This is a genomic window from Actinomadura geliboluensis, assembly GCF_043197915.1.
Lineage (GTDB): Bacteria > Actinomycetota > Actinomycetes > Streptosporangiales > Streptosporangiaceae > Spirillospora > Spirillospora geliboluensis.
The window spans coordinates 324,823-351,769 of sequence record NZ_JBICUA010000010.1 but is presented as its reverse complement, the minus strand read 5'-3'; the positions used below and the strand labels follow the sequence as shown (position 1 = coordinate 351,769).

Sequence of the window (26,947 nt, the reverse complement as noted above, 5' to 3'; positions counted from 1 at the left end):
AACACGGGCGGCGGGCGGGCGAACCGGCGGGGGCGGCCGGGCTACGACAAGGAGTCGCTGCTGCTGGTCGCCGTCAAGGTGTTCAACGAGCGCGGCTACGACGGCACCAGCATGGACGAGCTCGCCAAGCGGCTCGGCATCGGCAAGTCCGCGATCTACCACCACGTCGCCGGCAAGGACGAACTGCTCCAGCTCGCCGTCGACCGGGCGCTCGACGGGCTGTTCGCCGCCGCCGAGGAGACCGCCGCCGTGGAGGGCCGCGCCATCGACCGGCTGGAGCACCTCGTGCGCGCCAGCGTCGCCGTCCTCGTCGAGCGGCAGCCGTTCGTCACCCTGCTGCTGCGGGTGCGCGGCAACACCGCCGTCGAGAAGCGGGCGCTGGCCCGCCGCCGCGAGTTCGACCACCTGGTCGCCGCGCTGGTCGCGCAGGCCGAGGCGGAGGGCGACATCCGCGCCGACATCGACCCGGCGATCACCGCCCGGCTTCTGTTCGGCCTCGTCAACTCGCTGATCGAGTGGTACAGGCCGCGCGGCGGCGCCAGTGGGGGGGAGATCGCCGACGCGCTCTGCAAGGTCGCGTTCGACGGGCTGCGCCGCCGCGCGGCGGCTACCGGCGACTGACCAGCATCTCGGGGTGTTCCACGCAGTCGGCGACGAACCGCAGGAAGCCGCCCGCGACGCCGCCGTCGCAGACCCGGTGGTCGAACGTGAACGACAGCTGCGTCACCTGGCGCAGCCGCACCTTCCCCTTGTGCGCCCAGGGCTTCTCGGCGATCCGGCCGACGCCGAGCATCGCCGCCTCCGGATGGTTGATGATCGGGGTCGAGCCGTCCACGCCGAACACGCCGTAGTTGTTGAGCGTGAACGTGCCGCCGGTGAGGTCGCTCGGGGACAGCCGCCCGTCGCGGGCCTCCTCCGTCCGCGCCCGCAGCGCGGCGGCGAGGTCGGCGAGCGAGAGCAGGTGCGCGTCCCGGACGACCGGCACGACCAGGCCCCGCTCGGTCTGCGCCGCGAACCCGAGGTGGACGTGCGGCAGCCGGACGATCTCCTCGCGCTCGGTGTCCACGTAGGCGTTGAGCTCGGGGAAGCGGCGGAGCCCCGCCACACAGATCGCGGCGAACAGGGCCAGCATGCCGACGCCGGCGTCCGGGTCGGCCTTCGCGAGCCTCTTCTTGAGCTTGACCAGGCGGGTCGCGTCCACGTCCACCCAGGTCGTCGCGTCCGGGATCTCGCGGCGGCTGCGGGACAGCTTCTCGGCCATCGTCCGCCGGACGCCCTTCAGCGGGACGCGCACGACGTCGGCGGCGTCCCGGCGGTCCTCGGCGGGCGGGGCGGTGCCCGCGATCGCCTGCTCGACGTCCCGGCGCAGGATGACGCCGCCGGGGCCGGTCGGGGTGAGCGCGGCGACGTCGACGCCGTTGTCCTTGGCGAGGCGGCGCACCACCGGGGAGATCACGCGCGGCGCCTCGTCCTTCGCCGCCGCCGCGGGACGGGCGGGCGCCGGGGCCGGTTGCGCGGCGCGGCGGCGGGAGCGGCGGGTCTCGGTCGTCCCGTAGCCGACCAGGACGTTGCCCGAACCGGCCCGCTCCTCCTCCCGGTACCGCTCGGCGGCGGCGTCGGGGGCGGTGGCGGGCGCGGCGTTCTCGGCGGCTATCGCGATCAGCGGGGAGCCCACGTCCACGACCGTGCCCGCCTCGGCGAACAGCTCCGCGACCGTGCCGGCGATCGGGACCGGGACGTCCACCGCCGCCTTCGCCGTCTCGACCTCGACGATGATCTGGTCGGTCGTCACGGTGTCGCCGACCGACACCTTCCACTCCAGGATCTCCGCCTCGGTGAGCCCCTCACCGAGGTCCGGAAGCTTGAAGACCGTCGCGCTCACGCCACGCCTCCGAGGTATCGCGTGTCGGGCCGGTCGTCGCGCTGGAGGCGGTCGAGGGCGTCGAGGATGCGGTCCACGCTCGGCAGGTGGTGGTGCTCCAGCATCGGCGGCGGGTACGGGATGTCGAACCCGGTCACCCGCAGCACCGGCGCCTCCAGGCTGTGGAAGCAGCGCTCCTGGACGCGGGCCGCGATCTCCGCCCCCACGCCCGCGAACCCGGCGGCCTCGCCGACCACGACGCAGCGGCCCGTCCTCCGCACCGACGCCGCCACGGTCGCGTCGTCGAACGGGACGATCGTCCGCAGGTCGACGACCTCCAGGTCCCAGCCCTCGTCCTTCGCGGCGGCCGCCGCCTCCAGCGCGACCGGCACGCTCGGCCCGTACGCGACGAGCGTCGCGTCCCGGCCGGGGCGGCGGACGGCGGCGCGGCCGAACGGCTCCGTCCGGTCCAGCCGCCCGATGTCGGCCTTGGACCAGTACAGCTTCTTCGGCTCCATGAACACGACCGGGTCCGGGTCGTCGATCGCCTCACGCAGCAGGGAGTACGCGTCCTCGACGGTGGCCGGGGTGACGACCTTCAGGCCGGGCGTGTGCGCGTAGTACGCCTCGCTGGAGTCGCAGTGGTGCTCGACGCCGCCGATCCCGCCCGCGTAGGGGATGCGGATGACGATCGGCAGCGTGACCCGCCCGCGCGTGCGGTTGCGCATCTTCGCCACGTGCGACGCGATCTGCTCGAACGCGGGGTAGGCGAACGCGTCGAACTGCATCTCCACGACGGGCCGGAACCCGCCCATCGCCATGCCGACGGCGAACCCGACGATGCCGGACTCGGCGAGCGGGGTGTCGAAGCAGCGGTCGTCGCCGAACTTGGCGGCGAGGCCGTCGGTGACGCGGAAGACGCCGCCGAGCGTGCCGACGTCCTCGCCGAACACCAGGACGCGCTCGTCCTCGTCCAGGGCGTCCGCCAGCGCCGTGTTCAGCGCCTGGGCCATCGTGATCATGACAGCGCCTCCTCGGCCTCGATCTCGGCGCGGAGCTGCGCCCGCTGCTCGTCCAGCTGCGGGGTCGGGGTGCCGTAGACGTGCTCGAACATCCCCAGCGGGACGAGTTCGGGGTCGGCGTTCATCCGGTCCCGGAGCCGCGCGGCGAACTCCTCGGCCTCCGCCGACGCCGACGCCACGTCCGCGTCGGTGAGGTGCCCGCGGCGGCGCAGGTAGCGCTCCAGCCGGGCGATCGGATCGCGTCCGCGCCATTCGTCCGCCTCGGCGTCCGTCCGGTACCGGGAGGCGTCGTCGGCGTTGGTGTGCGATTCGAGCCGGTAGGTGAGCGCCTCGACCAGGAACGGTCCATGCCCGGCGCGGGCGTGCTCGACGGCCGCCGCCAGCACGGCGAGCACCGCGACCGGGTCGTTGCCGTCCACCCGCTCGGACCGCACCCCGTACCCGATGCCCTTGTGGGCGAGGGAGGGCGCGGCGGTCTGCCGCTCCAGCGGCACCGAGATGGCGTACTGGTTGTTCTGGACGAGGAACACCACCGGCGCCTTGAACACGGCGGCGAAGTTCAGCGCCTCGTGGAAGTCGCCCTCGCTGGTGGCGCCGTCGCCGACGCAGGCGAGCGCGACCCGTCCCGTGCCCTTGCGCCGCTCCGCGTACGCGACGCCCGCCGCGTGGACGGTCTGCGTCGCGAGGGGCGTGCACTGCGGCGCGGTGTGGTGGCGGACGGGGTCGTAGCCGCAGTGGGCGTCGCCCCGCAGCAGCGAGAGCACCTCGACCGGGTCGATGCCGCGCGTCACCAGCGCCATCGACTCGCGGTAGGTGGGGAAGTACCAGTCGCCGTCCTCCAGGGCGAGGACGGAGCCGACCTGGCACGCCTCCTGCCCGTGGCTGGACGGGTACACCGCCAGCCGGCCCTGCTTGGTCAGCGCGGTCGCCTGCGCGTCGAACCGCCGCCCGACGACCATCGCCCGGTGCGCCCGGCGCAGCAGCTCCGGGTCCGGCACCGGGTAGGGCTGCTTGCCGCGCACCGCCGCGCCGCCGTCGGTCAGGAACCGCACGGGCTCCGCCGAGGGGAGCAGCGCCTCCACCCGACCCGTCATCCGCCTCCACCTCCGCACTCGATCGGTGCTAGGAATATGAACCAGGTCAGCCATAGGTCTCAATAGACGGCCCAAATCCAGGACATTCGGCCAACCAGCGGAGCTCTCATGGACCACCTGTCTCCTGAACCGGTACCCAGTCACGGGCAAACCGGACATTCGGCGGCCCCGCTCGACGACCTCGACCAGGCGATCATCCGGGAGCTGCGCGCGGACGGCCGGATGTCCATGCGCGCCCTCGCCGAGCGGGTCAGCGTCTCCCGCTCCAACGCCTACACGCGGGTGGAGCGGCTCGTCGCCGACGGCGTCATCACCGGGTTCACCGCGCGGGTCGACCCCGTCCGGGCGGGGCTCGGCACGGCGGCCTACGTCCTGGTCAACATCGAGCAGAACTCCTGGCGGAAGGTCTCCGCGCGGCTCCGCGACGTGCCGCACATCGAGCACATCGCGTTCGTCGGCGGCGACGTCGACCTGGTCATGCTCGTCCGCACCCCCGACAACGCCTCGCTGCGCGACGTCGTCCTCGCCCGCATCCACGCCGTCGAGGGGGTGCGCTCCACCCGCACCTGGCTGATCTTTGACGAGAATCCGGCGTAACCGATCCGGCGTGAAGAGCGTTCATCTGATACCTGAGCGTGGAGACCCCGTCTTTCAGGGCGGGGAGGGGACGCGGCACGATGCGGTGCTGTGGTTTCCTGGTTTTGTCGGTGGTGGTCGGTAGGTTGCGGAGCGTGTCCCGGTACCGGCTGTGCCCGACCCCTGCCCAGGAGGCGGGGCTGCTGGAGCATTGCTCGCACGCCCGGTACGTGTGGAACCTGGCCGTGGAACAGCATGCCTGGTGGACGCCGCGACGCGGCTCCGCTCCGGGGTATGTCGCCCAAGCACGCCAACTGACCGAGGCCCGCGCCGCGAATCCGTGGCTGGCGGCCGGTTCCCAGACAGTACAGCAGCAGGCGCTCAAGGACTTCGCGCAGGCGATGGCGAACTTCTTCGCCGGTACGCACCGCCGCCCTACGTGGCGGAAGGCGGGGGTGCATGAGGGGTTCCGGATTGTCGGGGCCCGGGGTCGGGCGTGGGATGTGCGGCGGTTGTCGCGCCGTACCGGTGAGGTGCGGGTGCCGAAGGTGGGGTGGGTGCGGTTCCGCTGGTCCCGTCCCGTCCCGCCGGGGGTGAGGTCGTTCCGGGTGATCCGCGACCGCGCCGGACGTTGGCATGTCGCGTTCGCCGCCATCCCCGACCCCGTTCCCGCACCGGGCAATGGTGCGGCGGTCGGTGTCGATCGGGGTGTGGCGGTGTCGGCCGCGCTGTCCACCGGCGAGACCAGCACCGTACCGGGTTTGACGCCGGGTGAGGCCGAGCGGTTGAAGCGGTTGCTGCGCTGCCTGGCCCGCGCGTGCCGGGGGTCGAACCGGCGTGCCCGGCTCAAGGCCGCCGTCGCCCGGCTGAAAGCGCGTGAGGCCGACCGCCGTAAGGACTGGGTGGAGAAGACCTCGACGGATCTGGCCCGCCGGTTCGACGTCATCGCCGTCGAGAACCTGAACGTGCGGGGGATGACCCGGTCCGCCAAGGGAACCATCGATGCCCCCGGCGCGGGCGTCCGGCAGAAGGCCGGGCTCAATCGGGGCATCCTGGCCGCCGGGTGGGGGCAACTGGTGGCCCGGTTGGAGCACAAGGCGCCAGGACGGGTCGTCAAGGTCGACCCGGCGTACACGTCGCAGACCTGCAACAGCTGCGGGCACTGCGCCCGGGACAACCGCGAGAGCCAAGCGGTGTTCCGGTGCGTTGCCTGCGGGTACCTGGCCAACGCCGACGTCAACGCCGCCCGCAACATCAAGGACACCGCCGTGGGGCGCACGGTGGCCGCGCGGGGAGGCACGCCGTTGGGTGGGCCGGTGAACCGCGAACCTCAACCCGCTCTCCTCTCCGTCTAGGGGACGGGTTGGAATCCCCCGCCTTCAGGCGGGGGAGGACGTCAAGATCGCGTAGCCTGGTAGGGCCGCGGGCCCGCGTCCGCGGCTGTGAGGAGAACTGGTGGCAGGTCAGCGCCCGCAGCCGAGCGGTTTCGACCCGAACGTCCCGAACATCGCGCGGATGTACGACTATTACCTCGGCGGGAAGGACCATTACGCCGCCGACCGCGCCGCCGCCGACGAGGCGATCGCCGCGGATCCGACGCTGCTGACCCTGCTCCGGGAGAACCGGGCCTTCCTCGGCCGCGCCGTGCGGTACCTGGCCGAGCAGGGCATCGACCAGTTCCTCGACATCGGCACCGGATTGCCGACGCAGCAGAACGTCCACCAGATCGCGCAGTCGGTGAACCCCGCCGCCCGCGTCGCCTACGTCGACTACGACGGGCAGGTCGTCGCGCACGGGCGGGCGATCCTCGCCGACTCCCCGGGCACGCGGATGATCCAGGCCGACGCCCGCGACCCCCGCGAGATCCTGGAGAACGACGAGGTCCGGCGGCTGCTCGACTTCGGCAAGCCGATCGCGCTGCTGCTCGTCGCGACCCTGCACTTCATCCCGGACGAGGACGACCCGCAGGGCATCATGGCCGAGCTGCGCGACGCGCTCGCCCCCGGCAGCCACCTGGCGCTGACCCACGCCTCGGCCGACGGCGTCCCCGACGTGGTCGCCAAGGTCGTCGAGGTCTACAAGCGGACGTCCGCGCCCGGCACCGCCCGCACCAAAGAGCAGGTGACCGGGCTGTTCGGCGACTTCGAGCTCCTCGACCCGGGCATCGTCTGGGCGCCGCTGTGGCGCCCGGAACGGTCCATCACCCTGGAAGAGGCCCTCCCGATCTGGTTCTATGCGGGGGTGGGCCGCAAGCACTGAGGGTGTCGGCTGAAAGCTCCCAGTACGTGATCGTTGAGGACGAGACGGGATCGGACGCGTCGTAGGCGACGCGCCGAAGGGGAGGCGGCAGCATGCGGGCGAGCACGGTCGGGGCCGCGCTGGAAGAGGCGGCGGCGCGGGGCAAGGCGTTCCTGCACGACGGCGACGCGACCATCACCTACGCCGAGTTCGACGAGCTGACCGACCGGGTCGCGGCGGGGCTGCTGGCCCGCGGCGTCAGGCGCGGCGACCGGATCGGCCTCCTCGGCTTCAACACCCCGCAGTGGCTGGCGGTGTTCTTCGGCGCGGCGCGGATCGGCGCCGTCATCGTGCCGCTCAGCGTCCGCTACCGCGACCAGGAGCTGTCGTACATGCTCGGCCAGAGCGGCGCGCGCATGGTCGTCAGCGAGCCCGCCGTCCCCGGCTTCGACTTCGCGGAGTTCTTCGAGGGGTTCCGCTCGCAGGTGCCCGGCGTCACCGACTACGTCTATTTCGGCGAAGGGTTCGACGAGATGGCCGCGGCGCCCGCCGACCCGGCCGCGCTGGCGGCGGCGCGCGGCGCGGTCGAGCCGTCCGACCCGCTGATGATCCTCTACACCTCGGGCACCACCGGGCGGCCCAAGGGCGCGGTGATCACGCACGGGAGCATCCTGGCGTCGGCGCGCGCGCAGGCCGACCACTTCGCGATGAGCGACACCGACGTGCTGCTCGGCCACCTGCCGTTCAACCACGTCGGCGGCATCGCCTGCACCGTCATGGCCACGCTGGTCAGCGGCGGGTCGGTGGCGCTGCTGCCCGCCTTCTCCCCGGACGGCGCGCTCCGCGCGATCGAGCGCCACCGGGTGACGTTCCTCGGCGCCGTCCCGACCATGTACGTGCTGATGCTCGGCCGGCCCGACTTCGCCGACCACGACCTGTCGTCCGTGCGGCTGTGCATGGCGGGCGGGTCGAACGTGGAGCCGGCGCTCGCCGAGTCGATCCGCCGCGGCTTCCCCGGCGCGCCCCTCTACGGCCTGTACGGGCTGTCGGAGACGTCCGGCGCGTGCGTGCTGTCCCGGCTGGACGACGACCCCGAGACCGTCGCCCGCACCCTCGGCGTGATCATCGGCGACTTCGAGGGCCGCGTCACCGGCCCGGACGGCGCCGTCCTCCCGGCGGGCGAGGCCGGCGAGCTCCAGGTCCGCGGCGGCTGCGTCACCGCCGGCTACTGGGACATGCCGGACGAGACCGCCGAGGTGTTCCTGCCGGACGGCTGGCTCGCCACCGGCGACATGGTCGAGATGGAGCCGGACGGCCACCTCGTCCTGCGCGGCCGCAAGAAGGAGATGTACATCCAGGGCGGGTTCAACGTGTACCCGGTCGAGATCGAGAACGTCCTCACCGCGCACCCGAAGGTCGCGATGGCCGCCGGGATCGGCGTCCCCGACGCGGTGCTCGGCGAGGTCGGCCGCTTCTACATCGTCCCGCGCGCCGGCGCCGAGCCGCCCACCGCCGACGAGCTCGCCGCCCACTGCCGCGAGCACCTCGCCGACTACAAGGTGCCCCGGCAGTTCGCCATCACCGCCGAGGTCCCGCTGACGCCCGTCGGCAAGATCCACAAGGCGCAGCTGAAGGCCGACTACCTGGGCGACGCCTAGCCGCCGGGTCGCGGGGTGCTCGGCGGGGTCAGTCGCCGCGCGGGCCGTACATGATGACGGCCATGCCGGCGAGGCAGACGAGGGCGCCGGCGATGTCGTAGCGGTCCGGGCGGTAGCCGTCCGCGACCGCGCCCCACGCGATCGACCCGGCGACGAAGATCCCGCCGTAGGCGGCGAGGACGCGGCCGAAGTGGGCGTCGGGCTGGAACGTGGCGGCGAAGCCGTACAGGCCGAGCGCGATGACGCCCGCGCCGATCCAGGTCCAGCCCCGGTGCTCGCGCACGCCCTGCCAGACCAGCCACGCGCCCCCGATCTCCAGGACGGCGGCGAGGACGAACAGGGCGATCGAGCGGGCGACGAGCACGGGCCTCCTCCGGAGCGGGCGCCAGGACGGGGCGTCAGGCGGCGGCGTTCTTTCTCAGGCGAACAGGTCGGTGAGCAGGGGCGCGGCGTCCGCCGGGGCCCGTGCCTCCAGTTCGATCATCTCGCCTGCGAAGCGGAGCCGGAAATCGAAGAACGGGCAGCAGCGCTGCTCGGCCGCCGCCAACTCCGCGACGGCGGCGGCCCGGTCGGCGGGCAGCGCCAGCCGCAGCCCGCCGGGGAACTCCGTCCGCACGGCGCCCTCGGTGACCGTCCGCCAGGCGGCCGCGCGCTCGGCCATGCCCTCGCCGGTCAGCGAGCACGCGATCGGCGGCTCGGCGGGCGCGTCGGCGGGCCGGGCGCCGCTCGGGAAGCCGCATTCGGCGTCGCACGGGACCGCCCGGTCGGGCAGCGCGTCCAGGTTCCGGAGCACGCCGTGCAGCGAATCGGTGAACGCGGACAGCTCGGCCAGCCGGTGCTCGGCCTCGGCCAGACGGGCGGTGATGCGCGGACGAAGATCGGCCTTCACGTCCGCGCACGCACCGTCCTCCCACACCCCGAGCAGTTCCCCGATCTCCTCCAGCGGGAGGCCGAGGTGCTTGGCCGAGCCGATGAACGCCAGCCGCGCGACCGCGTCCTCCCCGTACATCCGGTAGCCGGCCGGGCTGCGGTCGGCGGCCAGCAGCCCCGCGTCCTCGTAGAACCGCAGCGTCGTCGCGGGGACGCCGCTGCGCTCGGCCAGCTGTGAGATCCGCATCGTCGTCATGCCCCGACGCTAAGCCTTCGACCCGGCTCGAAGGTCAAGCCTCCAGCAGCGCCTGCCCGACATAGCCGCCGGGACGGGCGCCGCCGGGCACGGCGAAGATCGCGCTGGACTCGTGCCGCAGGAAGCGGGTGAGGCCGTCCGCGCCGTCCAGCTTGCGCTGCACCTGGATGAAGCCGGCCGTCGGGTCCGCCTGCCAGGCGACGAACAGCAGCCCGGCGTCGGGGGCGCCGTCCGGGCGGAGGCCGTCGTGGTAGGAGAAGCTGCGCCGCAGCATGGTCGCGCCGCCGTTGGACGCCGGCGCGGCCACCCGGACGTGGGCGTCCCCGGCGATGGCGAGCGACCCGTCCGGCCCGAGCGCCGCCAGGTTCACCGGGGTCTGCTCCGTCCCGCCCGACAGCGGGGCGCCGTCGGACTTGCGGCGGCCGATGACCCGCTCTTGCCGCGCGGCGGGCAGCCGCTCCCAAGCGTCCAGCAGCATCCGGATGCGCCGGACGACCGCGTACGAGCCGCCGTTCATCCAGGCGTGCGGGCCGGTGGCGTCCGGCACGAAGACCGCCCGGTCGAAGCCGGGGTCGGACGGGTCCGGGTTGCCGGTGCCGTCGAGCTGGCCCATCAGGTTGCGGATCGTCATCGGCCGCCCGGTCGCTCCCCGCGCCCGGCCGAAACCGCTCATCATCCAGCGGACCTCCGCCGTCCCCGCCGCGCCCTTCTCCAGCATGCGCAGCGCGTGCACGGCGACGAGGGGGTCGTCCGCGCCGATCTGCACCCACAGGTCGCCGCCGCCGCGCGCCGGGTCGAGCGCGTCGGCGGAGAAGGGCGGCATCTCCACCAGGGCGTCCGGCATGCGGTCCGCCAGTCCGGTCTTGCCGAAGAACGAGCGGCCGAACCCGAACGTCACGGTCAGCGAGGACGGTCCGGCGTCGCGGGCGACCTGGTCGTCCCCGGCGGGCGGCCGCCCGGCCGCCATCGCCTCCGCCGCCGCCGACCAGCGGCGCAGCAGCGCCGCCGCGGCGGCCCGGCCCGCGCCGGGCCGCAGGTCGAACGCGGCGAGATGCCCGCACGCCTGGAGCGGCGTGAGGATCCCGGCCTGGTGGCGCCCGTGGAACGGGACTGCCGTGCCGCCGACGGCGGTGATCGGCGTCCCGGCGTCGCCGGGGCGCCGGTACCCGGCGAGACCGCCGGCGGCCAGCCCGGCGGCCCCGGCGCCGCCCGCCGTGCCGAGCAGCCGCCGCCGGGTGATCCCCTTCGGCGCGGTCATCGGGCGGGCCGGTAGGACGCGGGCCGCACCGGCGCCTGCACGGTGACGGGGGACGAGGTCGCGAACCGCAGCGTCATCGTGACGGTCTCGCCGGTCACCGGCTTGCGGGTCAGCCCGATGAACATCACGTGGTAGCCGCCGGTGCTCAGCACCAGCCGGCCGCCCGCCGGGACGGTCAGCGGACCGGCCTCGGCCATCGCCCCGTTCGGCTTCGTGGTGTGGACGGTGACGTGCTTCGCGAGGTCGCTGGTGACGCCGGTCAGGGTGTCGTCATCCCGTCCGGTATTGGCGATCGTGAAGTAGCCGGCCGCCATGTCGCTCATCGGCGGCTCCTTCACGTACGCGCCGCTCACCGTGAGGCGCGGGCCGTCCGGGGCCTCCTCGGCGTCCGAGGCGCAGGCGGCGGTTCCGGCGGCGGCGAGGGCGAGGGCCGCGAGCGCGGCGGCCGGGCGCCTCATACCGTCCCCCCGATGAGCTTCGGGAGGTCGGCGGCGTACTGCCGCGTCGTCGTCCCGGACGTGTAGACCAGATGGACCTTGTCGTCGGCGGGCGAGAAGGCCAGCACCTGGGCGCCGTGGGTGACCTCGTAGCTCCCGTCGGCGTTCTTCACCGGCTTCTCTACGGCGATGCCGAGGGCCCGCGCCGCCTGCTGGATCTCGGTGAAGTCGCCGCTCAGCCCGATGAAGCGCGCGTCGAACGCGGCGAGCCAGGAGCGCAGCCGCTTCGGGGTGTCGCGGGCCGGGTCGGTGGTCACGAAGACGACCTGGAGCTTGCGCTGGTCGGCCGCCGGCAGCTCCTTCACCGCGTTGGCGATGTCGGCCAGTGTCGTCGGGCAGACGTCGGGGCAGTGGGTGTAGCCGAAGTACAGCAGCACCGGCCTGCCGGCCGTCGCCTTCACCAGGTCGAACGGGCGGCCCCGGTCGTCGGTCAGCGCCAGGGCGGGCTTCGCCAGCGGTCGGTCGAGCTTGATCGCCGTACCGGACGAGGACGGGGACGCGGTCGTCGCGGCGGCCGGACGGCTTTCGGCCGGGGAACCGCCGCACGCGGACACGGCGAGCGAGAGCGCCGAGACCGCCGCGACCGCGGCGGCCATCCGGACGGGCACGGCCGTCCGGGGGGAGGCGTGCAGAAGGGCACGCATGAAGCCTCCAAGGAGAGGGAGTGAGGAGCGTCGGCGACGCATGGGCGAGCACGCAGCGCCTCCGGGCGCGGCGTATCAGGGTCGGCTCAGGCCATCGCCGGGACGGGCGGCCCGCGCCGGACCACGGCGTGGTCGAGCAGCGGGGTCTCGCCCCGTCCGGTCTCGTCCTCGGTGCGGCGGCGCGCCGTGACGCGCACGTCCAGGGGGCGGAGAAGGGGGAGCCGCGCGAAGAGCGCGGTCAGGAGCGCGGCCAGCGGACCGGCGAGGGTGCCGGCCGTCCGCCGCGAGAGCCGCACCATCCGCCAGGCGGCGCGCTCGCCGCGGTGCAGGACCCAGCCGAGCAGGAACGCGGCGGCCAGGTGCAGGGCGAACATGTCCGGGCCGGGCATCAGCTCCACGCTGCCGCCGTGGTGGCCGGGCATCGCCGGGGCGTTCCGCATCGCCCGCTGCTGGCCCGCGCAGAAGACCGCGTGCAGGACCATCTGCCCGCACAGCAGCATCGCGATGATGGCGGGCCGCGACCGCTCCCGCCCGGCCAGCGGAGCCGCCAGGCAGAGCGTGCCCGCCCAGCCGGCCGCGAGCGTCCACCACGGGAGTCCGGTCCCGGAGGCCGCGGCGTGCGCGGACGCCGACACGGCCGTGCACACGCCGGCGAACGCCGCCGACCTCAGCAGCCGCATGCCGCCGTCGGCGCGCTCCCTGTCGCTCGCGGTGTCCGGACCCATGTACTACGAACCGTAGTACATGGGTGGTGGTTGATGGTGAAAGGGGCGTTGACGGGGCGCGCGGGGCGTCCTTACGTTCGACTGAAAGCGCTTTCTGGCGTGTGGAAAGCCCCCCGCCTCACCCCCCGAGGGAGTCGCCGTGAGAGTCACAGGCCGCCTGCTCCTGCTGCCCGCCGTCCTCGCCGGCGCGGTCGCCGCCGCCGTGCCGGGCGCGGTCGCCACCGCGCCCGCGTCGCTCGCCGCCGCCGCCCGCCAGGCCGAGGACCTCGACCGCGGCCTGATCAGCGTCCGCTCCGGCGACGGCAACTACGTCGGATGGCGGCTGCTCGGCACCGACCCGTCCGCCACCGCGTTCGCCCTGTACCGGGGGTCGTCCCGGATCGCGACCGTCACCGGCTCGACGAACTACTGGGACCAGGGCGCGCCCGCGGACGCCTCGTACACCGTCCGGCCGATCGTGAACGGGAGCGAGGGCGCCGCGTCGGAGGCGTCCTTGCGCTTCGGCGACGGGTACCTGGACGTCCCGATCCAGCGGCCGGGCTCCGACTACAGCGCCAACGACGCGAGCGTGGGCGACCTCGACGGCGACGGGCGCCTGGAGATCGTGCTCAAGTGGGACCCCTCCAACTCCAAGGACAACTCCCAGAGCGGCTACACCAGCGACGTCTACATCGACGCGTACCGGCTGAACGGCACCCGCCTCTGGCGGATCGACCTCGGCCGCAACATCCGCGCCGGCCAGCACTACACCCAGTTCCAGGTGTACGACTACGACGGCGACGGCCGCGCCGAGATCGCCATGAAGACGGCGGACGGCACGGTCGACGGCACCGGCAGGGCCATCGGGAACGCCTCCGCCGACCACCGGAACTCCAGTGGCTACATCCTCAGCGGCCCCGAGTTCCTCACCATGTTCGACGGGCGGACGGGCGCCGCGCTGCAGACCGTCGACTACGTGCCCGCGCGCGGCAACGTCGCGTCCTGGGGCGACTCGTACGGCAACCGCGTCGACCGGTTCCTCGCCGGCACCGCCTACCTGGACGGCACCCGGCCCAGCCTGATCATGGCGCGCGGCTACTACACCCGCACGGTGATCGCCGCCTGGGACTGGCGGGACGGGCATTTCACCCGCCGCTGGACGTTCGACACCAACAGCTCCACCAACACCGGGCGCGGCTACGACGGGCAGGGCTCGCACAGCCTGTCCGTCGGTGACATCGACCAGGACGGCCGCGACGAGATCGTCTACGGCGCGATGGCGGTGGACGACAACGGCTACGGCCTGTGGACGACCCGCACCGGCCACGGCGACGCCCAGCACCTCGGGGACTTCGACCCGGCGCGGCCGGGGCTGGAGTACTTCAAGGTCAGCGAGTCGTCGAGCCAGCCGTCGTCGCTCTACATCGACCCGCACAACGGGCAGGTGCTGTGGCAGACGTCAGCGTGCTGCGACAACGGCCGGGGCGTCGCCGGCGACATCTGGACGGGACGGATCGGTGCCGAGTTCTGGTCGTCCTCGGTGTCCGAGCTGCGCAGCGTCACCGGCAACAACGCGGGGCGCAAGCCGTCGTCCGCCAACTTCCTCGCCTGGTGGGACGCCGACCCGGTGCGCGAGCTGCTGGACGGGACGCACATCGACAAGTACGGGTCGTCCGGCGACGCCCGGCTGCTGACCGGGTCGGGCGTGCACTCCAACAACGGCACCAAGGCCGTCCCGTCGCTGAGCGGCGACATCCTCGGCGACTGGCGCGAGGAGGTCGTCTGGCCGTCCAGTGACGACACCCGGCTCCGGATCTACACGACCCGGGACGTCACCGACCGCAAGATCTACACGCTGCTGCACGACACGCAGTACCGGACCGGCCTGGCCTGGCAGAACACCGCCTACAACCAGCCGCCGCACCCGAGTTTCTTCCTCGGGGACCGCATGTCCGCTCCGGCGCAGCCGCAGATCTACGTGCGCTGACGAGGACGCTCCCCCCTTCACCCGGCCGGCCGTCGGCGCGACGGCCGGCTTCCTCGTGCGCGCGTGAAAAGTGCCGAACCCCGGCTCGTCCGTCGGCAGATCCCGCCAATCTTCGGAACGGCGCCGGTCTGGTTCGGTTTCCTGCCTGGGCTGGTCATGCCGCGCCCGGGGCGGCCGTCCCGACGGAGGGTTGAACGCAGGCGGACGGCGGGTTACCGTGCGCCTAACCAATAGGAAAGTTTCCTATCCGATGGAGTCTCCCATGCCCCGCTCCCCTCCATCGCCGGGTGGCAGCCGCGCGTCCATGACCACCCCGCTCACCCAAGGACCCCCCGCCATGAAGAAGCCAGCACGCAGGTTCGCCGCCGTCGCGGCGGGCCTCGGAGTCGCCCCCCTCGTCGCGGTCGTCCTCCCGGCGACCGCCGCCCTCGCCCACGGCTACGTCTCGGCCCCGATGAGCCGGCAGGCCCAGTGCGCGCAGCGCATCGTCCAGTGCGGCTCGATCCAGTGGGAGCCGCAGAGCGTCGAAGGGCCGAAGGGCCTGCGGAGCTGCAGCGGCGGCAACGCCCGCTTCCGCGAGCTCGACGACGACAGCCTGCCGTGGCGTGCCACGACCGTCGGCAACACGGTGACCTTCACCTGGACGTTCACCGCCCGGCACCGCACCCTCAACTACGAGTACTACGTCGGCGGCCGGCGCGTCGCGGTCGTCGACGGCCACGACCAGCAGCCGCCGTCCAGCGTCTCCCACAGCGTCAACCTCGGCGGCGTCAGCGGGCGGCAGAAGGTGCTCGCGGTCTGGAACATCGCCGACACCGCCAACGCCTTCTACGCCTGCGTCGACGTCCAGGTCCAGTGACGGGGGAGTGACGAGGTGCACCGCTTCCTGACGGCGCTCGCCGCCGTGCTGCTCGCGGCCGGGGTGCTGCCGGCCGTCCTGCCCGCCCCGCCCGCCGCCGCCGCGGACTGCGCGGCGGCCTGGAACGCCTCGCCCGCCTACACCGGCGGGGCGACCGTGTCCTACAACGGGCACAACTGGGCGGCGCGGTGGTGGACGCAGAACGAGACCCCCGGCAGCGCCTACGTCTGGACGGACCAGGGGACGTGCGGCGGCGGCTCCACCGAGCCGCCCGATCCGCCCGACCCCTCCGGCTTCGTGGTCAGCGAGGCCCAGTTCGACCAGATGTTCCCGAGCCGCAACTCCTTCTACACCTACCGCGGCCTGACCGCGGCGATGGCGTCGTTCCCCGCCTTCGCCACCACGGGCGGCGACACGGTGAAGAAGCAGGAGGCGGCGGCCTTCCTGGCCAACGTCAATCACGAGACCGGCGGTCTCGTCCACATCGTCGAGCAGAACACCGGCAACTACCCGCACTACTGCGACGCAAGTCAGCCGTACGGGTGCCCGGCCGGTCAGGCGGCCTACTACGGCCGCGGTCCGATCCAGCTGAGCTGGAACTTCAACTACAAGGCGGCGGGCGACGCCCTCGGCATCGACCTGCTGAACAACCCGTGGCTCGTCGAGCGGGACGCGTCCGTGGCCTGGAAGACCGGTCTCTGGTACTGGATGACCCAGAACGGTCCCGGGACCATGACCGGGCACAGCGCCATGGTCAACGGACGCGGCTTCGGCGAGACGATCCGCAGCATCAACGGCGGCCTGGAATGCGACGGCAGGAACCCGGCGCAGGTCCAGAGCCGAGTGAACGCCTACCAGCGGTTCACGCAGATCCTCGGCGTCCCGGCCGGCGGCAACCTGACCTGCTGACGCCCGCGGACGGACGGACGGCCCGCGCCCGGCACCCCGGGCGCGGGCCGTCCCGTGTCAGCGCATGTCAGTGCGTGTCGAGCCATTCGAGGGCGGCGACGGTGAGGGCGGTGACGCCGGTGTCCAGCGTGGGCTGGATGACGGGGGCGAACTGGGGCGAATGGTTCACGGGCACGTCCCGCTGGACGGTGCCCCGCTCGGCGGCCTCGGCGTAGCGGGCGGGGTCGATGCCGCCGATGCCCCAGTAGGCGAACGGCGCGTCCAGCGCCTTGGGGATCTCGCTGAAGTCCTCGCTGGCCGTCTGCAACTCGATCTCGTGGGAGTCGTCGCCGAAGCGGGCGGCGAACGCCCGCGCGAGGCGTCCGGCCACGTCGGCGTCGTTGACGGTCGGCGGGAAGGTGCCGAAGCGTTCGATGTCCGGCTCGCGCGGCGCGCCGGAGGCCGCGGCCTCGGCGCTGACATGGCGTTTCACCGCGTCGAGGACGTGCCGCCGCGTCGCGTCGTCGTAGGTGCGGATGTTCACGAGCAGCACGGCCGTGTCGGGGATGACGTTCGGGCTCGACCCGGCCTGGACGGCGCCCACGGTCACCACGGCCGGGGTGGTGGGGGTCAGCCTCGCGGGACACGATCGTCTGCAGCCGCAGCACGCACATCGCCGCCATGACGACGGGGTCGACGGTCGCCTGCGGCATGGAGCCGTGGCCGCCGCGCCCGTACAGGGTGATGCGCAGGCTGTCGGCGGCGGACAGGAACGGGCCGGGCCGTACGCCGACGTACCCGGCCGGGTAGGGCAGGACGTGCTGCGCGAACGCCACGTCGGGACGCGGGATCCGGTCGGCCAGGCCGTCTTTCACCATGGCGCTCGCACCGGCGGAGTTCTCCTCGGACGGCTGGAACAGCGGGATGACCGTGCCCCGCCAGGCGTCCCGCGCGTCCGCCATGAGGCGGGCGAAGCCGAGCAGGCAGGTGACGTGGACGTCGTGCCCGCAGGCGTGCATCACGGGCTGGGGCCGCCCGTCGTCGCCGGTGACGGTCGCGGTCGAGGCGTAGGGGAGACCGGTGTCCTCCTTGACCGGGAGGGCGTCCATGTCGGCGCGCAGCAGCACGGTCGGGCCGTCGCCGTTGGCGAGGACGCCCACCACGCCGGTGTCGCCCACGCCGTCGGTGACGTCGTACCCCCACGCTCGGAGCCGCTCGGCCACCCGTCCGGCCGTGCGGTGCTCGGCCAGGCCGAGTTCAGGGTGCGCGTGGAGGTCGGTGTAGAAGTCCTCCAGGTGCGGGCGGGCGTCGTCCAGCCCGGCGAGGACGGTGTCGACGGTGTCGGTGGTCGTCATGGCCTCTCCCCCCTTCGCGTTCCGCGCCGCCTCCTGCGCCGGACCCTGCGCAGCGCGGTGGACTGCTCCAGCGCCAGCCCGCCGGGAAGCTGCCAGCCGCGGCGGTGGGCGATCATGCGGAAGGCCAGCCCCAGCGGGATCCCGACGATGATCCCGATCGTCGGCGCCTTCAGGTAGAAGCAGACGGTGTACATGGCGGCGACGGCCACGGCCACGGTCGCGTAGAGCGCGTTGCCGCCGAGCACGCTCGGCACCCGGCCGCGCAGCAGGTCGCGGACCGCGCCGCCCCCGACGGCGGTGATGGTGCCCAGCAGCACCGCGGGCAACCATCCGAGGCCGGCGGCGAGGGTCTTCTGCGCGCCCGCCACCGCCCAGAAGCTGATGACGGCGGCGTCCAGCGGGGTGAAGAGCCGGTCCCACTGCTCCTCGCTGAGGCTGATCAGGAACGCGAGGAACGCGCCCGCGAACGCGGTCGGCAGGTAGGCGGCGTCCGTCAGGGCCACCGGGGTGCCGTGCTGGAGCAGGGTGTCGCGGATGATGCCGCCGCCGAGCCCGGAGATGGTGCCGACGACGAGGTAGCCGAACAGGTCGAGGCCCTCGGCGCGCGCGACCACGCCGCCCAGCAGCCCGCAGGCGAGCACCCCGGCCAGGTCGAGATAGCGCGTGATGGTGTTGAGCGTCTCCGGAGACAGCCACTCGGCCACGTCCGCCCTCCCGATCTTCGGCCCTCCATCATGGACGTGCCCCGAACGGCGCGGGCCATCGCGCCCGGTCAGCCGCGGATGTAGCCGATGACGAGGTCGGCGAGCTCGTCCACCATCCGCTCGTGCGGGATGGGCGGCCGGTCCAGGACGTACTTGATGGACAGCAGCCCGACGGTCTCGGTGATGATCCACAGCGTCGCGTCGATGTCGAGGTCGGGGCGGAACTCGGCCCGGTTGAGCAGCAGGTAGACGCGGACGAGGTCGGTCAGGCGCCGCTGCAGCGCCGCGAGCTTGTCGAACGGGCCGAGCCGCGGCACCTGCTCGACGATGATGCGCAGCAGGTCGGCGTTCTCCTCGAACAGCCGGATCTGGACGTCCAGCAGCGCCCGCCCGGCGTCCTCCCAGGGCAGGCTCATCGTGGTCTCGATCTCGGCGCCGAGCCGGTCGGCGAGACGGTCGGCGAACCGGTCCAGGACGGCGATGACGATCGCGTCCTTGTTGGGGAAGTACTGGTACAGCGACCCGTTGCTGATTCCGGCGGTCTTGGCGATCCGGTTGGTGGACGCGCCGTCGTAGCCGCGCTCGGACAGAACGCGAGTGGCGGCCTCCAGGATGCGTTCGACGGTGCGGCGCGAACGGTCCTGCGAGGGGATCCTGCGGGGCGACAGCCCAGGTGAGGAGGCCATCGGCCGGTCCTCCCGAAACGCGACTTGTAAGCGACTACTTATTCGCGTTTAGCTTAACCCAGTCGCTTCGTCAGGAGGTAGCGCAGATGACGGTGACCGATGGGACGCCCGCGAGCCCGCCCGCCGACCCGGACGGCGGGGCCGAGAGGGAGCGCCCCGGCGAGCCCGTCCCGTTCGGACCTGGGTCGCTGCTGTGGGAGCAGATGGGGCTCTACACGTCGGCGATCGCGGGCAACAGCGTGTTCATCCTGCAGGTCATGCACCCGGCGATCGGGACCGTCGTCGACCGGCGGTCGAGCTTCCGCACCGACCCGCTCGGCCGCGCGGCGCGCAGCTTCGCCTCGGTGCAGACCTGGGTGTACGGCGGCCGCACCGCCATCGAGGAGGGGCGGCGGCTGCGCGAGATGCACAAGACGCTCAGCGCGGTGGACGAGGACGGGCGGCGCCACCACGCGCTGTCGGCCGAGCCGTGGGCGTGGGTGCACCTCACCGGCTTCTACGCCGCCGTCACCGCGTCCAAGTACTTCGCGCCCGCGCCGATGACCCCCGAGGAGGAGCAGCAGATCTTCGACGAGTTCCTCCAGCTCGGCCGCATCCTGCGGGTGCCGGAGCGGATGCTCCCGGCGAGCATCCCCGAGTACTGGGAGTACTTCGACGACATGGTGGCGAACACCCTCGTCCCGCACAAGGTGGCGTACGAGGTGCTCGCGCAGATGAGCCAGGTGCCGCCGAACGTGCCGCGGCCGCTGCGCCCGGCGGTCGCGCCGCTGAGCGAGGCCGGCGGGCGGCTCGGACGGCTGATCACGATCGGCACCCTTCCGGAGGCGGCGCGCGCGAAGCTCGGCCTGTCCTGGACCGCGTCGGACGAGCGCCGGCTGCGGCTCGCCGCGCGCGTCATCGGGCGGAGCACGCCGCTGCTGCCGGAACGCGTCCGGTACATGCCGATCGCCTACCGCGCCCGGCAGGCCGCCCGCGCCCAGGAGCGCCTGGACCGCGCCCTCGCCCACCGTCCCATGTGAGCGCCCGTCCGATGTGACCGTTCGAAGCAGGCGATCAGGAGGCCGATCACCGTGACCGCACCCGCCCAGGACCCGCTCGCCCAGTTCGCCGCCGCCACCCCGGACAAGACCGCGGTCATCGAGGACGACCGGCGCCTCACCTACGCCGAGTTCAACGCGCTCGTGAACCGGTACGCCAACCTGCTGATCGAGCACGGCGTCCGGGCGGGCACCAAGGTCGTGTGGTGCGGCCGCAACAGCACCGAGGTCGTCGCGCTGATCGCGGCGCTGCGCAAGTGCGGGGCCGTGGGCGTCCCGCTGAACTACCGACTCAGCCCGGAGGAGACGACCTACGTCGTCGAGAACGCCGACGCCGCCCTGGTGGTGTTCGACGGAGAGCAGGCCGGCCAGCTGGAGCAGGCGTCCGGCCGGGTCGCGGGCGTCCGCGCCTGGCTGGCCTGGGGCCGCGCGGGCGGGGACGTGCCGGGGTGGGCGTCCCCGCTCGACGCGCTCGCCGCCGCGAGCCCGGACACCGAGCCGGTGCCGCGCGGCGCCGACCCGGCCGCCGGGACCTCGATGTTCTACACGTCCGGGACGACCGGCAAGCCGAAGGGCGTCGTGCGGGCCGAGCCGGACCCGGCGCTCGTCCTCGGGCTGGTCACCGAGATCGGCTTCCAGCCCGGCGACGTGTACCTCACGACCGGGCCGCTCTACCATTCCGGGCCGATGAGCTTCATGCTGATCGTCCAGCTCATGGGCGGGACGGTGGTCGTGATGCGCGACTTCGACCCGGAGCGATGGCTGGACCTCGTCGAGCGGCACCGGGTGACGGCGACGTTCTCCGCGCCGACCCCGATCCGCCGGGTGGTGGACCTGCCGGCGGAGACGGTCCGCGGCCGCGACCTGTCCTCGCTGCGCCGGATGATCGCCAACGCCGCGCCGTGGCCGTTCGAGCTGAAGCGCCGCTACATCGAGCTGATCGGCGACGGGTCGCTGTTCGAGGTGTACGGCTCCACCGAGCTCGGGGTCGACACGATCCTGCGGCCCGAGGACCAGCTCCGCAAGCCGGGCAGCTGCGGCCGGCCCGCCCCCGGCGTCGAGATCGCGCTCTTCGACGCCGACCGGCGGCCCGTCGAGGAGCCGCACGTCCCCGGCGACCTGTACGTGCGCGGCGCCGCGACCTTCAACGACTACTACAAGGCCGGGGGCAAGTTCCGGGACGCGAGCCACGGCGACTGGCTGACGGTCGGCGACATCGCCTACCGCGACGAGGAGGGCTTCTACTACATCTGCGACCGCCGCGCCGACATGATCATCTCCGGCGGGATGAACATCTACCCGGCGGAGATCGAGGCGGTGCTGACCGCGCATCCCGCGGTGGCGGACGCGGCCGTGTTCGGGATCCCGTCCGACGAGTGGGGCGAGTCGGTGCACGCGGCGATCGTCCTGGCCCCGGGCGCCGAGGTCGCGGACGACGAGGTCGCGGACGACGAGCTGCGCGAGTTCTGCCGGGGGCACCTCGCCGCCTACAAGACGCCGCGCGGCTTCGACCGGATCGCCGAGATCCCCCGCAACCCGTCCGGGAAGACGCTGAAGCGCCGCCTGCGCGACCCGTACTGGGCGTCCCGCGACACCAAGATCGGCTAGGTGGCGGGCTTGCCGCGCAGCCGGTACGCGGCGATGCCGAGGACCGCCGAGCCGGCGGCGAGGGGAAGCGCCACGAGCGGCGCCGACTTGACGTCCTGGTACCGCTGCGCCTCCTCGGGGTCGTCGGGGTCGTAGAGGACCTCGATCTTCGCGCCCTTCTCCACGTCCTCGGCGTGCCGCTCGTCCATGACGGTCAGGATCTTCCGGCCGTCGCGGGTGGTGTACCGGATGCTGAGGAACTTCGGGTACTCGTGCGCGTGGACGGACAGCACCTGCGCGGTCACCTTGTGCTTGCCCCACTGATCCAGGGCGGCGGCGACCGCGCCGCCGCCCCAGGTCACCGCCATCAGCCCCAGCGCCACGGCACCGAACGCCAAGCCCACATGAACGCCGCGCCGGAGCCGCGGCCTCGTCCTCACCACACCGGTTCGACGCGGCGCGGCGATCATGTGTTCCGGATTGGGCGGTGATTGGCGCAATGTGTCCGGTTGTCGCGTCGGGTCAGCCGAGGACGGGGAAGTTGCTGCGGAACGTCCCGCGCGGGTCGCGGGCCCGCTTGAGGGTCCGGAGCCGCTCCAAGGCCGGGGCGGTGAAGGCGGCTGCCGCGCGCTCTCCCGGGGCCAGGAAGGTGAACGGCTTGCGGCCCGTGACGTGCGGGGCGAGCGCGTCCGCGATCTCCCGCTGGCGGTCGCGGACGGCGGCGCCGCCGTCCGCGCCGGGGATGCCGAACATGTAGAGGGCGAACGGCTCGTCCAGGTGCCCGGCGGGCGTGCCGGACGGGCGGGCGAGCGCCCCGCCGAGATGCCGGAGCTGGACGCTGAGGAGCGGGGCGATCGGCCGTTCCAGCAGGGCGGCGGCGACCTCGTCGTCCAGGCCGGTGAGGAGTTCGGCGCGGGACAGGCCGGGGCCGGGGTCGGTGGGCTCGGCGGTGATGGAGCCGAGCGCCGCCGGCGGCAGGACGGCGCGGGTGTCGGCGAGGCGACCGGGGATCTTCTCCAGCGGGCGCAGCAGGGCCTCGGCGTCGCCGCCCGCGCCGAGGAAGGTCGCGTCGACCGCGACCATCGGGTCCGCGCCGGGGAAGTGCAGGAGTTCGTACCAGGCGCTCAGCTCGTCCGGTGCGGTCGCGGTGATGTCGCGGTAGGCGTCCAGGACGGCGGGGGCGTGGGCGCCGGGCCACAGCATCCGGCCGCCGTACAGGTGCGGTGCCGGGTGCAGGTCGAACTCGATCGCGGTGACGATGGCGAAGTCGCCGCCACCGCCGCGCAGGGCCCAGAACAGGTCGGGGTCGTCGTCGGCGGTGACTCGGGCGCGCTCCCCGGCGGCGTCGACGACGTCGAAGGCGCGGACGGAGGCGGCGGCGAAGCCGTGCTTGCGGCCGAACCAGCTGAGGCCGCCGCCGAGGGTGTAGCCGGTGACGGTGACGACCGGGCTGCTGCCGGCCAGGCCGGTGAGGCCGTGCGGGCTCGCCGCCTCCAGGACGCGGCCCCACGGGACGCCCGCGCCGGCGCGGGCGGTCCGGCGGGCGGGGTCGATGTGCAGTTCGTCCAGGCGGGCGGTGCGCAGCAGGATCACCTCGCCGGTGTTGCCGGTGGCGCCGTGGCCGCTCGGCTGGGTCGCGATGGTCAGCCCGGCCCGCCGGGCGTACCGGACCAGCGCGGCGACGTCGTCGGCGCCGGCGGCCTCGACCACCGCCCGGACGGGCTGGTCGACGGCGAGGTTCCAGGCGCGCCGCGCCCGCTCGAACCCGTCCTCGCCCGCCGCCGTCACCGTGCCGGTCACCATGGCCCGCAGTTCGTCCCCGATGCTCATCGTTCGTCCTTCCGTCGGTGTGATGGCTTCACTGTCGCGCCCGGCGGTTGGGATCGGGCTGGGGTCGGATTGAGGTGCCGTAATGTGAGCTTTCGAGTGTTCTGGGGGAGGGCTGTGGGGGCGCTGGAGATCCGGCTGTTCGGCCCGCTCGCCGTGGCCGACGGCGAACGGGGAGTCCTCGACCTGGGGACGCGCAAGCAGCGCGCGCTGGTGGCGATGCTCGCGCTCGAACCCGGCCGGGTGGTGTCGCTGGACCGGCTGATCGACGAGCTGTGGGCCGGGGAGCCGCCCGCCGGAGCGACCCCCACCCTGCGCGCCTACATCGCGCACCTGCGGAAGGTGCTGGAGCCGGACCGGCCGCCGCGCACCCCGCCGCGCGTCCTGCTGACCCGCGAACCGGGCTACCTGCTCGCGGTCCCGCCCGAGCGGGTCGACCTGTGGCGGTTCACCGCCCTGGCGGACGAGGGACGGGCGGCACTGTCGCGCGGCGCCCACCGGGAGGCCGTCGAGATCCTGGACAGGGCCTTCGATTTGTGGCGCGGCGATCCCGTGGGCGAGTTCGCCGACCAGGAGTTCGCCCAGCCCGTCGTGAGTCGGCTGGCGGAGGTGCGCGCCGCCGCGCTGGAGGACCGCTTCGACGCCCGCCTCGCGCTCGGGGAGGCCGCCTCCCTGATCCCCGGGCTGGAGGCGCTCGTCGAGGACGGGCCGTACCGGGAGCGCGCCTGGTCCCTGCTCGTGCTGGCGCTCTACCGGGCCGGGCGGCAGGCCGACGCGCTCGCCGCGCTGCGCCGCGTCCGGACGCGGCTCGCCGACGACCTCGGCCTCACCCCTGGGCCCGAGCTGCGGGAACTGGAGCGGGCCGTGTTCGACCAGGCGCCGGAGTTGCGCCGTCCCGCACCGCCCGCCGTGGAAGCGCACGAGGACTCGCTCGTCGCCCGGTCCGCGCAGTTGGCGCGCGTCGCGGCGGTGCTGGACGAGACGGGACGCGGCCGGGGCGGTGCCGTCCTGATCAGCGGTGAGGCCGGGATCGGCAAGACCCGGCTCGCCCGCGCCGCCGCCGACCTGGCCGGGGCGCGCGGCTTCCGCGTCGCCTGGGGCCGCTGCGTGGACGGCACCGCACCGGCCTTCTGGCCATGGACACAGATCCTCCGCGACGCGGGGGCGGGCGCCGAGACCCTCTCCGCCCCGGAACCCGGCCAGGACCCCGGCGACGCGCTGTTCCGGCTGTACGAGCGGGTCGTGGACGCGCTGACCGGCGGAGAAGCGCCGCTGGCGATCGTCCTGGACGACCTGCACTGGGCGGACGCGTCCTCGCTCCGGCTGCTGCGCTTCGTCGCGGAGTCGGCGGCGCGGCACCGGCTGCTCGTCCTCGTCACGTGCCGTCCGGAACCCGGCGACCATCCCGGTGACCTCCGCGACGCGCTGGCGGTGCTGGCGCGGTCCGGGGAGCGGCTTGAACTGCCCCCGTTCACCGCCGGGGACGTGGCGTCCTACCTGCGCGCCCAGAAGATCACCGAGGAGCCGGGCCTGGTCGCCGCGCTCCACGGCAGGACGGGCGGCAACCCCTTCTACCTGGAGGAAGTCCTGCGGCTGCGCGGCGGCGGGGGCGACCTGGCGGCGGTGCCGGCCGGGGTGGGGATCGTGATCGAGCGGCGCGCCGCCCGGCTGCCGGCGGAGACCCGCGCGATGCTCGGGGCCGCCGCCGTCGCCGGCCGGGACGTCGGCGTCGGGCTGCTGGAGGCCGTGGCGGACGCGACGGCCGCCGAGGTCATGGCGGCGCTGGAGCCGGCCGTCGCGGCGGGGCTGCTGGTCGAGCCGCCGTCCGGGCCCGACTACCGGTTCTCGCACGCCCTCGTCCAGGAGGCGCTCTATGCCGGGCTCGACCGGCTGGAGCGGTCGCGGCTGCACCTGCGCGCCGGGGAGGCGCTGGAACCCGTCCTGCCGGACGCCGAGGCCGCGACCCTGGCGCACCACTTCGTGCAGGCGCGCGCGCTCGGCGGCGCGGACAAGGCCGTGAAGTACGCGTCGCGCGCGGCCGGGCACGCGTCCGGCCAGCTCGCCTACACCGAGGCCGCCGACTTCTGGGCGATGGCACTGCGGGCCCTTCCGCACGGGCGGGACGACGAGCGCGCGCGGCTGCTCACCGAACTCGGGCAGGCGCTCCGCAGCGCCGGGAAGCCGCAGGACGCGCGCCGCGCCTGGGAGCAGGCGATCGACCTCGCCCGCAAGACCGGCGACCGGGACACGCTGATCGCGGCCGTCACGGCGATCGGCGGACCGTCCCTGTGGAACTGGCGCCCCTACGGCGTGGTCGACGCCGCCATGGTCACCGCCATCGAAGACCTCCTGGACGGCCCGCTCCCCGACGCCGCCCGCGCCGAGCTCCTCGGCGCCCTCGCCCTGGAGCTGCACTACGGCCCGCGCAGCGCCGAAGGCGAGCGCCACGCCGCCGCGGCCGTCGGCATCGCCCGCGAGACCGGCGAGGCGCCGCTGCTGGCCCGCGCGATGAACAACTACCTGCTCGCCGCGTTCCGGCCCGGCCGCAACGCCGCGCGCCGCGCGGTGGCCGCCGAGCTGGCGGAGCTGCCCGGCCTGCCCGCGAGCGGCGAGGTGATGGCGCGGGTCTTCCTGATGTCCTGCCTGCTGCGCGACGGCGACCTGCCCGGCTGGGACCGGGAGCTGGCCCGGTGCGAGGCGCTGCTGAGCGCGGCTCCGGGGCCCCAGCTGGAGTCGATGGTCCGCATCGCGCAGACCGCGCGCAGCACCCTCGACGCGCGCTGGGACGACGCCGAGGACCTGCTCGCCCGGTACGGCGACATGCGGTTCGGGTCGACGGTCTGGGGCAGCGCCTTCCGCCGCCTCGTCACGACGTTCACGTGCCGCCGGGCTCAGGGCCGCGCCCCGGAGATCCTGGACGAGCTGGTGACCGCAGCCGCCGAGCCGCACCTCGTCCCGCTGCGGCCCGTCGCCGTCCTCGCGGCCGTGGAGGCGGACCGTCCCGCGCTGGCCCGCGAGCTGATCGGCCGGTGGGGGACGGACGTCCCCGACGACTGGGTGGCCGACTTCCTCCTCCCGGTCTGGGGCCTGGTCGCCGCCCGCCTCGGCACCCCCGACCCCCGCGACCTCTACGAGCGCCTCAGCCCGTACGCCGATCAGTTCGTCGTGGCGGGGATGGGCACGTGCTGCTGGGGCTCGACCCGGCTCGTCCTGGCGGAACTGGCCCGGACCCTCGGCGACGAGGACGCCGCCCGCGCGCACGCCCGCGCGGCCCAGCAGGTGCACCGGCGCCTCGGCCTCACCTACTGGGAGTCCCAGAGCGGCGCGTATCTCTAGAGG

Annotated in this window: 25 protein-coding genes and 1 pseudogene; 11 read left to right on the top strand and 15 right to left on the bottom strand. The window is 73.7% G+C overall.

Annotated elements, in window-relative coordinates:
• Nucleotides 1–57: 57 nt before the first annotated feature.
• The gene (locus ACGFI1_RS30685) at nt 58–621 is read left to right on the top strand and encodes a TetR/AcrR family transcriptional regulator (RefSeq protein WP_205719231.1); all 564 of its coding nucleotides are present in this window, start codon (nt 58–60) and stop codon (nt 619–621) included.
• Here the strand turns inward: ACGFI1_RS30685 and ACGFI1_RS30680 are convergent.
• Genes ACGFI1_RS30680 through pdhA form a run of 3 tightly spaced genes read right to left on the bottom strand, consistent with a single transcriptional unit; the run spans nt 608 to nt 3,977 of the window.
• Complete coding sequence (locus ACGFI1_RS30680; protein ID WP_392790355.1) at nt 608–1,882, bottom strand: dihydrolipoamide acetyltransferase family protein; 1,275 nt, start codon at nt 1,880–1,882, stop codon at nt 608–610. The two genes, ACGFI1_RS30685 and ACGFI1_RS30680, sit on opposite strands and share 14 nt — an antisense overlap.
• Nucleotides 1,879–2,883 (bottom strand): alpha-ketoacid dehydrogenase subunit beta, encoded by a 1,005-nt coding sequence (locus ACGFI1_RS30675; protein ID WP_392790353.1) that lies wholly within the window; start codon nt 2,881–2,883, stop codon nt 1,879–1,881. The genes ACGFI1_RS30680 and ACGFI1_RS30675 overlap by 4 nt, the downstream gene beginning before the upstream one ends.
• The gene (gene pdhA, locus ACGFI1_RS30670) at nt 2,880–3,977 is read right to left on the bottom strand and encodes a pyruvate dehydrogenase (acetyl-transferring) E1 component subunit alpha (RefSeq protein WP_392790350.1); all 1,098 of its coding nucleotides are present in this window, start codon (nt 3,975–3,977) and stop codon (nt 2,880–2,882) included. Before pdhA ends, ACGFI1_RS30675 begins: the two co-directional genes overlap by 4 nt.
• A 108-nt stretch (nt 3,978–4,085) precedes the next feature.
• On the opposite strand from pdhA, the gene ACGFI1_RS30665 reads away from it, so the two are divergent.
• The 4 genes from ACGFI1_RS30665 to ACGFI1_RS30650 all read left to right on the top strand — a co-directional run bounded on the left by ACGFI1_RS30665 (nt 4,086) and on the right by ACGFI1_RS30650 (nt 8,449).
• Nucleotides 4,086–4,574 carry an Lrp/AsnC family transcriptional regulator gene (locus tag ACGFI1_RS30665; RefSeq protein WP_386874472.1) on the top strand — a complete coding sequence of 163 codons (489 nt, stop codon included), beginning with the start codon at nt 4,086–4,088 and terminating at the stop codon, nt 4,572–4,574.
• An 80-nt stretch (nt 4,575–4,654) separates the two neighbouring features.
• Complete coding sequence (locus tag ACGFI1_RS30660; protein WP_240807560.1) at nt 4,655–5,908, top strand: RNA-guided endonuclease InsQ/TnpB family protein; 1,254 nt, start codon at nt 4,655–4,657, stop codon at nt 5,906–5,908.
• 100 nt (nt 5,909–6,008) lie between these two features.
• The gene (locus ACGFI1_RS30655) at nt 6,009–6,812 is read left to right on the top strand and encodes an SAM-dependent methyltransferase (protein WP_392790348.1); all 804 of its coding nucleotides are present in this window, start codon (nt 6,009–6,011) and stop codon (nt 6,810–6,812) included.
• Nucleotides 6,813–6,904: 92 nt separating this feature from the next.
• Nucleotides 6,905–8,449: a class I adenylate-forming enzyme family protein gene (locus tag ACGFI1_RS30650; RefSeq protein ID WP_392790345.1), complete on the top strand. Its 1,545-nt coding sequence runs from the start codon at nt 6,905–6,907 to the stop codon at nt 8,447–8,449.
• 28 nt (nt 8,450–8,477) lie between these two features.
• On the opposite strand, the gene ACGFI1_RS30645 is transcribed toward ACGFI1_RS30650, so the two are convergent.
• The 6 genes from ACGFI1_RS30645 to ACGFI1_RS30620 form a co-directional block, all read right to left on the bottom strand.
• Nucleotides 8,478–8,813 carry a YnfA family protein gene (locus ACGFI1_RS30645; protein WP_392790343.1) on the bottom strand — a complete coding sequence of 112 codons (336 nt, stop codon included), beginning with the start codon at nt 8,811–8,813 and terminating at the stop codon, nt 8,478–8,480.
• A gap of 54 nt (nt 8,814–8,867) precedes the next feature.
• Complete coding sequence (locus ACGFI1_RS30640) at nt 8,868–9,575, bottom strand: MerR family transcriptional regulator (protein WP_392790341.1); 708 nt, start codon at nt 9,573–9,575, stop codon at nt 8,868–8,870.
• Between the two features lie 34 nt (nt 9,576–9,609).
• Nucleotides 9,610–10,833, bottom strand: coding sequence for an iron uptake transporter deferrochelatase/peroxidase subunit (gene efeB / locus ACGFI1_RS30635; RefSeq protein WP_392790338.1), 1,224 nt, complete (start codon nt 10,831–10,833; stop codon nt 9,610–9,612).
• Nucleotides 10,830–11,291 carry a copper chaperone PCu(A)C gene (locus ACGFI1_RS30630; protein WP_392790335.1) on the bottom strand — a complete coding sequence of 154 codons (462 nt, stop codon included), beginning with the start codon at nt 11,289–11,291 and terminating at the stop codon, nt 10,830–10,832. The genes efeB and ACGFI1_RS30630 overlap by 4 nt, the downstream gene beginning before the upstream one ends.
• Nucleotides 11,288–11,974, bottom strand: coding sequence for an SCO family protein (locus tag ACGFI1_RS30625; protein WP_392790333.1), 687 nt, complete (start codon nt 11,972–11,974; stop codon nt 11,288–11,290). Before ACGFI1_RS30625 ends, ACGFI1_RS30630 begins: the two co-directional genes overlap by 4 nt.
• 86 nt (nt 11,975–12,060) lie before the next feature.
• The gene (locus ACGFI1_RS30620; RefSeq protein ID WP_392790331.1) at nt 12,061–12,699 is read right to left on the bottom strand and encodes a hypothetical protein; all 639 of its coding nucleotides are present in this window, start codon (nt 12,697–12,699) and stop codon (nt 12,061–12,063) included.
• A gap of 139 nt (nt 12,700–12,838) precedes the next feature.
• On the opposite strand from ACGFI1_RS30620, the gene ACGFI1_RS30615 reads away from it, so the two are divergent.
• The 3 genes from ACGFI1_RS30615 (at nt 12,839) to ACGFI1_RS30605 (ending at nt 16,433) form a co-directional block, all read left to right on the top strand.
• A complete protein-coding gene (locus ACGFI1_RS30615) occupies nt 12,839–14,665 on the top strand; it encodes a rhamnogalacturonan lyase (RefSeq protein ID WP_392790328.1) in 1,827 nt (608 codons plus the stop codon).
• A 337-nt stretch (nt 14,666–15,002) separates the two neighbouring features.
• The gene (locus ACGFI1_RS30610; RefSeq protein WP_392738836.1) at nt 15,003–15,524 is read left to right on the top strand and encodes a lytic polysaccharide monooxygenase auxiliary activity family 9 protein; all 522 of its coding nucleotides are present in this window, start codon (nt 15,003–15,005) and stop codon (nt 15,522–15,524) included.
• Nucleotides 15,525–15,539: 15 nt separating this feature from the next.
• A complete protein-coding gene (locus tag ACGFI1_RS30605; protein WP_392790325.1) occupies nt 15,540–16,433 on the top strand; it encodes a glycoside hydrolase family 19 protein in 894 nt (297 codons plus the stop codon).
• Between the two features lie 67 nt (nt 16,434–16,500).
• On the opposite strand, the gene ACGFI1_RS30600 is transcribed toward ACGFI1_RS30605, so the two are convergent.
• The 4 genes and pseudogenes from ACGFI1_RS30600 to ACGFI1_RS30585 all read right to left on the bottom strand — a co-directional run bounded on the left by ACGFI1_RS30600 (nt 16,501) and on the right by ACGFI1_RS30585 (nt 19,157).
• Nucleotides 16,501–17,025: a peptidase dimerization domain-containing protein gene (locus ACGFI1_RS30600; RefSeq protein WP_392790322.1), complete on the bottom strand. Its 525-nt coding sequence runs from the start codon at nt 17,023–17,025 to the stop codon at nt 16,501–16,503.
• A 67-nt stretch (nt 17,026–17,092) separates the two neighbouring features.
• A pseudogene (locus ACGFI1_RS30595) lies at nt 17,093–17,767 on the bottom strand (amidohydrolase); the annotation flags it as partial.
• A complete protein-coding gene (locus tag ACGFI1_RS30590; protein ID WP_392790319.1) occupies nt 17,764–18,471 on the bottom strand; it encodes a trimeric intracellular cation channel family protein in 708 nt (235 codons plus the stop codon). The pseudogene ACGFI1_RS30595 and the gene ACGFI1_RS30590, both read right to left, overlap by 4 nt.
• Before the next feature lie 68 nt (nt 18,472–18,539).
• Nucleotides 18,540–19,157, bottom strand: coding sequence for a TetR/AcrR family transcriptional regulator (locus ACGFI1_RS30585; protein WP_392790316.1), 618 nt, complete (start codon nt 19,155–19,157; stop codon nt 18,540–18,542).
• Nucleotides 19,158–19,243: 86 nt separating this feature from the next.
• On the opposite strand from ACGFI1_RS30585, the gene ACGFI1_RS30580 reads away from it, so the two are divergent.
• Together ACGFI1_RS30580 and ACGFI1_RS30575 are read left to right on the top strand one after the other, a co-directional pair.
• Nucleotides 19,244–20,176 carry an oxygenase MpaB family protein gene (locus ACGFI1_RS30580; protein ID WP_392790313.1) on the top strand — a complete coding sequence of 311 codons (933 nt, stop codon included), beginning with the start codon at nt 19,244–19,246 and terminating at the stop codon, nt 20,174–20,176.
• A 51-nt stretch (nt 20,177–20,227) separates the two neighbouring features.
• Nucleotides 20,228–21,802 carry an AMP-binding protein gene (locus tag ACGFI1_RS30575; protein ID WP_392790310.1) on the top strand — a complete coding sequence of 525 codons (1,575 nt, stop codon included), beginning with the start codon at nt 20,228–20,230 and terminating at the stop codon, nt 21,800–21,802.
• Here ACGFI1_RS30575 and ACGFI1_RS30570 read toward each other — a convergent pair.
• A complete protein-coding gene (locus ACGFI1_RS30570; RefSeq protein ID WP_392790307.1) occupies nt 21,799–22,179 on the bottom strand; it encodes a DUF3592 domain-containing protein in 381 nt (126 codons plus the stop codon). The two genes, ACGFI1_RS30575 and ACGFI1_RS30570, sit on opposite strands and share 4 nt — an antisense overlap.
• Nucleotides 22,180–22,303: 124 nt before the next feature.
• On the bottom strand, nt 22,304–23,611 hold the full coding sequence (locus ACGFI1_RS30565; RefSeq protein WP_392790305.1) for an FAD-binding oxidoreductase: 1,308 nt from the start codon (nt 23,609–23,611) through the stop codon (nt 22,304–22,306).
• Between the two features lie 84 nt (nt 23,612–23,695).
• On the opposite strand from ACGFI1_RS30565, the gene ACGFI1_RS30560 reads away from it, so the two are divergent.
• Nucleotides 23,696–26,944 (top strand): BTAD domain-containing putative transcriptional regulator, encoded by a 3,249-nt coding sequence (locus ACGFI1_RS30560; RefSeq protein WP_392790302.1) that lies wholly within the window; start codon nt 23,696–23,698, stop codon nt 26,942–26,944.
• The last annotated feature ends 3 nt before the right edge of the window (nt 26,945–26,947 follow it).

Excerpts from the sequence above, each read along its gene's own strand:
- ACGFI1_RS30675 (WP_392790353.1), bottom strand. The coding sequence starts at position 2,883 with ATGATCACGATGGCCCAGGCGCTGAACACGGCGCTGGCGGACGCCCTG.
- pdhA (WP_392790350.1), bottom strand. The coding sequence starts at position 3,977 with ATGACGGGTCGGGTGGAGGCGCTGCTCCCCTCGGCGGAGCCCGTGCGG.
- ACGFI1_RS30665 (WP_386874472.1), top strand. The coding sequence starts at position 4,086 with ATGGACCACCTGTCTCCTGAACCGGTACCCAGTCACGGGCAAACCGGA.
- ACGFI1_RS30660 (WP_240807560.1), top strand. The coding sequence starts at position 4,655 with ATGCGGTGCTGTGGTTTCCTGGTTTTGTCGGTGGTGGTCGGTAGGTTG.
- ACGFI1_RS30650 (WP_392790345.1), top strand. The coding sequence starts at position 6,905 with ATGCGGGCGAGCACGGTCGGGGCCGCGCTGGAAGAGGCGGCGGCGCGG.
- ACGFI1_RS30640 (WP_392790341.1), bottom strand. The coding sequence starts at position 9,575 with ATGACGACGATGCGGATCTCACAGCTGGCCGAGCGCAGCGGCGTCCCC.
- efeB (WP_392790338.1), bottom strand. The coding sequence starts at position 10,833 with ATGACCGCGCCGAAGGGGATCACCCGGCGGCGGCTGCTCGGCACGGCG.
- ACGFI1_RS30630 (WP_392790335.1), bottom strand. The coding sequence starts at position 11,291 with ATGAGGCGCCCGGCCGCCGCGCTCGCGGCCCTCGCCCTCGCCGCCGCC.
- ACGFI1_RS30625 (WP_392790333.1), bottom strand. The coding sequence starts at position 11,974 with ATGCGTGCCCTTCTGCACGCCTCCCCCCGGACGGCCGTGCCCGTCCGG.
- ACGFI1_RS30620 (WP_392790331.1), bottom strand. The coding sequence starts at position 12,699 with ATGGGTCCGGACACCGCGAGCGACAGGGAGCGCGCCGACGGCGGCATG.
- ACGFI1_RS30610 (WP_392738836.1), top strand. The coding sequence starts at position 15,003 with ATGAAGAAGCCAGCACGCAGGTTCGCCGCCGTCGCGGCGGGCCTCGGA.
- ACGFI1_RS30585 (WP_392790316.1), bottom strand. The coding sequence starts at position 19,157 with ATGGCCTCCTCACCTGGGCTGTCGCCCCGCAGGATCCCCTCGCAGGAC.
- ACGFI1_RS30580 (WP_392790313.1), top strand. The coding sequence starts at position 19,244 with ATGACGGTGACCGATGGGACGCCCGCGAGCCCGCCCGCCGACCCGGAC.
- ACGFI1_RS30565 (WP_392790305.1), bottom strand. The coding sequence starts at position 23,611 with ATGAGCATCGGGGACGAACTGCGGGCCATGGTGACCGGCACGGTGACG.